The 6,389-nt window shown below is 54.5% G+C and carries 4 protein-coding genes and 2 pseudogenes; 2 read left to right on the forward strand and 4 right to left on the reverse strand.

From position 1 onward, the window contains the following. A pseudogene (locus ACF8AM_RS08010) lies at positions 1–362 on the forward strand (transporter); the annotation flags it as partial. Positions 363–384: 22 nt separating this feature from the next. Here ACF8AM_RS08010 and ACF8AM_RS08015 read toward each other — a convergent pair. The 4 genes from ACF8AM_RS08015 to ACF8AM_RS08030 form a co-directional block, all read right to left on the reverse strand. After that, positions 385–1,140, reverse strand: a complete 756-nt coding sequence (locus tag ACF8AM_RS08015; RefSeq protein WP_392555133.1) for a class I SAM-dependent methyltransferase — start codon at positions 1,138–1,140, stop codon at positions 385–387. After that, positions 1,137–2,384: a DUF3419 family protein gene (locus ACF8AM_RS08020; protein WP_392555134.1), complete on the reverse strand. Its 1,248-nt coding sequence runs from the start codon at positions 2,382–2,384 to the stop codon at positions 1,137–1,139. The genes ACF8AM_RS08015 and ACF8AM_RS08020 overlap by 4 nt, the downstream gene beginning before the upstream one ends. 58 nt (positions 2,385–2,442) lie before the next feature. Continuing rightward, a complete protein-coding gene (locus ACF8AM_RS08025) occupies positions 2,443–3,300 on the reverse strand; it encodes a UDP-2,3-diacylglucosamine diphosphatase (RefSeq protein ID WP_392555135.1) in 858 nt (285 codons plus the stop codon). A 348-nt stretch (positions 3,301–3,648) separates the two neighbouring features. Beyond that, positions 3,649–5,286, reverse strand: coding sequence for an alginate export family protein (locus tag ACF8AM_RS08030; protein WP_392555136.1), 1,638 nt, complete (start codon positions 5,284–5,286; stop codon positions 3,649–3,651). 853 nt (positions 5,287–6,139) lie between these two features. Between ACF8AM_RS08030 and ACF8AM_RS08035 the strand changes: the two are divergent. After that, positions 6,140–6,389: pseudogene (locus tag ACF8AM_RS08035) on the forward strand (nitrate ABC transporter substrate-binding protein); the annotation flags it as partial.

Consider the following 6,389-nt stretch of genomic DNA (forward strand, 5'->3'; position numbering starts at 1 on the left):
AGTTCCAAACCGATTTGCCGATCGGCCGCAACTATCGCGGATACAGCGTCAGCGATGAGTTCCGATTGAATTCCTGGACCAGCGTTCTATTGACTGATAATTGGTCCGTGTCGCTCCGAGGTGAACACCTTTGGCGGACCGACTACGACGGCGCCGACTCATCAGCCAACAACCTGCTGATCTCCACCAACGTCGAAGAGTTCCGAGGCGGTTATTGGTACAACCTCGGCATCGGTACCCAGTTGATGGCCCACGGCCACTACTTCAACTTTGAATTTGTGCCGACCATCGCACAAGACCTGGACGGCATCCAACTGGAAACGGATTACTCTGTCATCGCCAGTTGGTCCAAGGCCTGGTGAGTGTGCCAAACAACATCGCTCCTCAGTTGGCTGGTTTGCGACCGAGGAACAAATAGTACGGTGCCTTGATGAGCGGCATGTAAGGAACGCTTCCCAGCCGCTCATCACAACGCTCGGTCTCGAATCGGCGGTGGAGCATCGCCAAATGATCGCTGGACAAGTAAACATTGTCGGACGCGAACCAGAGCGACCAAAACGTTCGCCGCAGCCAACCATGCTGACGTCTACCCAACGCAGCATGTTTTCGCGAAACGTGAAAGTCCGTCACGGCGATGGTTCCGCCGGGTTTGAGGATTCGCTGGGCAATCAAGATGCTTTCGAACCAGTCCGGTATCATCGTCAGTGAATATGAAAACGTGACGACATCGACGCTGTTTTCAGGCAGCTCAAACTTAGTTGCATCAGCATGATGCAGCGTCACATTCTTGAGCTCACGTTGCTCGATCCGCTCCGACGCGACCTTCAAAAGCGATTGTGAAAGGTCAACCAAGTGAACTTCAGAAAGAGCCGTCGACTGTTCCTCCACGGAGAACAAGTTGTGTCCGGTGCCGGCACCAAAATCGACCCAGACGCCGTCGTCAGGGAAGTCCACCCAAGACATTAATTCCGATCGTCCGTGCAACAACTTCTCACGAAACGAATCGTAGTGGGACGCTTGCCCTTCGTAGAAACTCTCCAATCGTTCGCCGTGCGTTTTGCCGCGAACCGGTCGGAACAACAGGTGCCAAAGGACTTTGAGATCATCGACGCGGGACGTTGGCTTGACGGCCTGGCTCATGCTGCCACCCCAGCCGATCCGGTCGTCGCCTCAGCATTTTCCTGCATGCGACCAAACAGATCCGCGATGTAGAAACTGCCATAGGTGTGAACTCGATCGCGAGCGTGCAGGGAAGTCGCCAGTTCGTCATGGTAATGAAGCAGATCGCCCAATTGAACTTGGCTGCCTTCGTGCTGCAACATCAGAGGATTGACAAAATCGACCGCCAACGCGGCGCTTCGCCACAAAACGCGAGCATCGGGAGTTGCTCGATTCAGAATGCTCTGCCACTCCGAGGCCAGCAACTCAGGATAGCGGTCGTACAACCAATCCATATGATCGAGCAACACGAATCGAGAGACGGGTTGATCGTGGCCGGTCAAAAAACCTTCGACCGTGTTGGTGTGCGTGTGAACGCGATCGACTAAACCGCCTTTCAATGTCTCAAAGTTTTCTTCTTTGAGGTATTCCGGGCAGCACTCAGGCGTGTAACTCCCCGTCAAATAGACTCGCCAGAAGTAGTTGTCACGCAGCGGCAGCGTTTTGAAAACCGCTTCGATCCGATCTTGGATGAACCCGCCGATTCCGCCGGGATAACATTGATCGAGTTGGTTGCGCTGACTGCGCGGGACACCGAGCATCGCCAGCGTTGTGTCACGACGCAACGCCCAACGCAGCGGTTTGCTCCAAAGCAACCGGTTGATATTGCGTTCTTGGTAGATCTCACGCTGCTGATCCACCGATTCCGCTTTCAGCAATTCCGCAATCGCTTCCTTCAAGCCGGCAGGCCGCTTCAGGTAGCCGTTGACCAACCACGCGAACAATCCCGATGTGCCGCGGAAATAGAAGCTTTTCCTGCGAGATGTCCCGTCGAAGAAATCCAAACGGCGGTCCCAAATCGCACGTGCGTCTGGAGTCAACGAACCGCGAACATGATTGTGATAAAGCGATTGCCAATCCGAATGGTAGCCGCGTCCAAACACGTCGAAGAAGTCTTGGTAATTCAGTGTGCGGATGGAGGCACACTTCAATTCCAGCAAAGCATTTTGCAGCGGATTCATATCCACCGCGTGCACTGACTTCGGCGACTGCAGTGCATAGTCCAGTGCATTGCAACCGGCGGAGGTGATCACGAGAACTGAATCATCCGCCCCCAGCGAGAGTGCCTGACGGTCAATCCGTGGGTCTTCCCAACAAGTGTTGTAGACGAGGTTCTTTTGATGAACGACTTTGAAGCACTTGTTGCCGAGCCAGTTTGCGACCATGCGAAGGTGTCTTTCGAAGGGATGGTTAGAAATTCAGAAGTCTTTTGTGTGCAAAGCATCACGCGGCGTAACCACTTGACGACGCCCCAGCACCCGCCGGGACGAGTTCGCGTTGTTCGTTGTCCGGAACGCTTGGAGCAGAAAACGATCGTCTGACCGTTTCTCGTTGAGCGGGAAGTCGAAGAAACAGGTCATCGTCGTAGCGCCGAAGCAAATGCAGTTGACCGTCATGGCGTTCAATCAAGCCGGTGCAGTTCTCGACCCAATCCCCTGTGTTGCAGTACCACATCGCATCGCCCTGCACGATGTCGGGCGTGTGAATGTGCCCGCAAATCACGCCGTCACAGTCTTTTGATTTCGCGTGGTCCAATATTTTGTTTTCAAACCCGCTGACGAATCGAATCCATCGTTTCACGCGGTCTTTGAGAACCGCACAAACGCCGTGGGGATTGCGTTCCCGGTGTTGCCAAATGCGGTGGTACCAACGGTTCAAACTCAAGCAAGCGTCGTAAGCGACCGTCATTCCTTTGGACAACCACTGTGCGTTGTTTTCAACGCAATCAAACAAATCGCCGTGGGTGATCAGGAACTTCCAACCGGCAGCGGTCTCCAGCACGAATTCATTCGCGACTTCAAACCGTGGCAACGTCGCTCGGCAGCCCGCTTGAAACACCGGGTTGCGAAGAAAAGCGTCGTGGTTGCCTGAGACGTAGTGAATTTTGGTGCCTTGTTGAGAAACGCGAATCAGGTGCGCAATGATTTCGTCGCACGCGGTCGACCAATGCCACCCCGTGTTGATTTTCCAACCGTCGATGAAGTCACCCACCAAGTACAGGGAATCGGGTTGGAACTCTTGCAAGAACGCCAGGAACTCTTCGGCACGCGAATGCTTCGATCCAAGATGCACATCGCTCACCAAGAGGGTCCGAACCGGCTTTGGGGCTGGCCGCTGCATGCAACTTCCTTGGCTTGGAAGGAATGGAAACGGGTGTCGCCCTTCAGCCCGAAGAGATCCTTCTTGGAGCCATAGAACTGCAATCCAATGCGTGATACCCGTCACTTGAAATTGAATTCGAGCGAAGAGTATCAGGCGAGTGTGACGTTCTTGTTAACGCTCGATGCGGGTTGCAGGAAACTTCCCATCGGCCAAGTCATCGCTCCGTCGCAAACCGCGATCCAAAGACTCTGTTCAGCGCATAAAAAAACCGCTCGTTGTGAGACACAACGAGCGATCAAGATGCCGCTTGAATTCCGCAAACGCGTCTTAGAATCGCATTTGATATTGGAAGTAAAAGAAGTCCGCGTCCACGTCTTGGACACCTGCCGTCGTGCTGTAGTAGTCGCCCGAATTGAAGTGCGAGTAACCGATCAAAGCACTGTTGCGTGGGTTGAGCGCGATCTGGAACAAAACGTCAATCTCGTGTCCGAGTTCACGATCGCCGGCAAGGTTGCCAGGATTGCTAGGTGCCATCACCACGTTAAACGGAGTGGTCTTCTCGTCCAACATGAAGTAGTGGTACCAGAGAATCAGCTTGACCTTCTCGCCAAAGAATGGCGTGATGAACTGTGCGTTGACGTCGTGAATGTTACGACGACCAAACAAGTCCATGAAACCAAGATACTTGTGAGCCAGCGGGAACATGTGGTCGAATCCATCGCCACCGCGAAGTTCATCATCACCGCCCGATGCGTAGTCGTACCAGAACCAGAAGGTCGGCTTCCAGTCGCTGGTCATTGCGACTTGACGTCCCAGTCCACCCGTGAAGAACCCGGCGCTGTGGTCGGTTCCATCGCTGTTGGTCCCGAACTGCGTCCCGCCTTCGTACTCGTACAACCAATTCGAATCCGTTTTGCCGACGATCCGGCTACCAATCGTGTGGTAGTCGAAATTGGTCGTGTCGTTGTTGAGACCTAGGTAGTAGTTTTCCCACTGCCCCAACCAAGTGTCCTTGCGGGTCATGTACGCACCAAAGAACTGAACATCTTGGTTCGTGGCATCCCACTTGTCTTCGTAAGCAGCGGTGCGTTTCACGGGGTGGGTGTAGAACGCATCGATCGAACCGGCTTTGTTTGCGTAGGTCGCACGCACACCATCGAAGGTCCGACGCGTGTTGGCCCAATCCAAAGGCGAGATCAAACGTTGAGCACCCAGCAACAACTCTTGGCGTCCACCGCGAACAGAAAGATTGTCCGTCAACTGAGCTTCGAGGAACAGGTTCTGCGCTTCGCCGCGGTTCTCTTCGATCGGACGATTGTTGAACAACTCTCCGCCCGAGTCCGCGTACAAGTACTCGCCGTAGAACCGAAGGTTATCGGACAAACGCCAGTTCGCGAACATGCGATAGCGAGTCAGCCAAAAATTGTCATCGTCGCCGGTGAGCCCCAAACCCCGGTGATTGTTTTCACTGTGATAGCGAACACGCGCTTCGCCACCGACGTCCAAGGTGCCATCGAACATTCCCTTCAGCGAATCGCCGAAGAACGAAGGACCGTCGTAGCAAGGGTCATCGAGGTAGCTGAAATCATTGGCATAAAAGACGCCCTGGTAGGCACCTTTCATCTTCGCCATCGCAGCTTCTTTTTTCTTCTTCGTGCAGCAACCGTTTGCACAGCAAGTGCAAGGCGCCGAATACGAAGCGTAAGAGTCCACGGAAGCGGACGAGTCCACAACTGGTTCAGCGATCGGCGATTGCGGTTCCACGATCGAGGAAGCCGCAGGCGTTTCGCCTGGTGCAGTGGGAGATGGCCCTGGTTCGGTCAGGGCTCCCGAACCCTGTTGGACAACAAGGACCTCAACCGGTTCGAGACCGGATGTGTCTTGAGCGTGAGCGTGAATGGAAATGGCTGCTGTTGCGATTGCGACCGCACTCAGCAAGCGACGTTTCCAATTGAGTTGGGACATGGCGGTGAATCTCCTTCATGGAGCTGATTTGTAATTCGGATCATCCAGATCGTTGTGGATCGTCTTGCTTTCCTTCCGCCTGAAAAAGGAAATCGCAAAGAATCAGAATGAATTGGAATCAACACCCGGAATTTCATAACGACCCACTTGGGCTATCGGCGCATTCAAAGTGATGCTGAATCGGCAAACCGCCAGTGTTTCAAGATGCGCCCTCAGGGAACGCGTTCAAACGGTCCAAAGGTCAAAGTCGTCCGGTCGACGCCTCTTTGCGATCCGTTCTGTCGGTCGCAATTGACCGCCAAGTTGGAAAAGCTCCCAAGGCAAATTCCCAGTCTCGAATTCACCCGCGTTGCAGACGTTTCCAAGCACCGAGCCCGTTTCAAAACGAACATCCTCGCCGCTGAATCTGCCGGGACAGGAGGCCAGTGGCGGCCCCAGAATGCACCTGCCTAATCCGCGCGCAGGCAACTGAAAATGCTGCTGAAAGCTTATGCAGCCCGGTCCATCCCGATTTTTCGGGAAGCATTACCAAGACCATCTTCAAGGCAGACCCCACCACTCTGGACCCCTTAAGGCAAACTAGACCCCATAGCAAGCAACAGCGCACTTCGCGCCCCTGCATCCGGCACGACGCTTGCGACCCGTCAAACCTGCATCACTGATGCCACTTTATTGAACATGGCCTCTGCACTCTTCTCGACGGTCGAATCCCCTCATGCCAATTTGCCCCGCCGGCTTCTGCCTTGAACCAGAAAACGTCCCGTTCACACCATCGGAACTGGACACATCGACGCGTTCTGACCAGCCTTCAGCCCGTCCACAGGCATCCTCTAAAAAGTGGAGGGGAAGCTCGTTGGCATCGCTCTTCGCCCCCTCCACCCAACTCGCATTCCTCGGTTGCGTCGCTCTCGCAAGCATGCTCACCGGAGGCAGCGATTCAGGCGTCACGCTGGCTGATCTCGAAGCTGCCGCGGCCAAGGTCGACATCAGCAAGATTGAAATCGACGCGGAACCATCGGGATCGGCTGCGATGCTCGATTTGGAAAAGACGGACCTGACGTTTGGTTTCATCAAGCTGACCGACTGTGCCCCTTTGGTGATCG

This window comes from Rhodopirellula sp. JB055 (genome assembly GCF_043100905.1).
GTDB lineage: Bacteria > Planctomycetota > Planctomycetia > Pirellulales > Pirellulaceae > Rhodopirellula.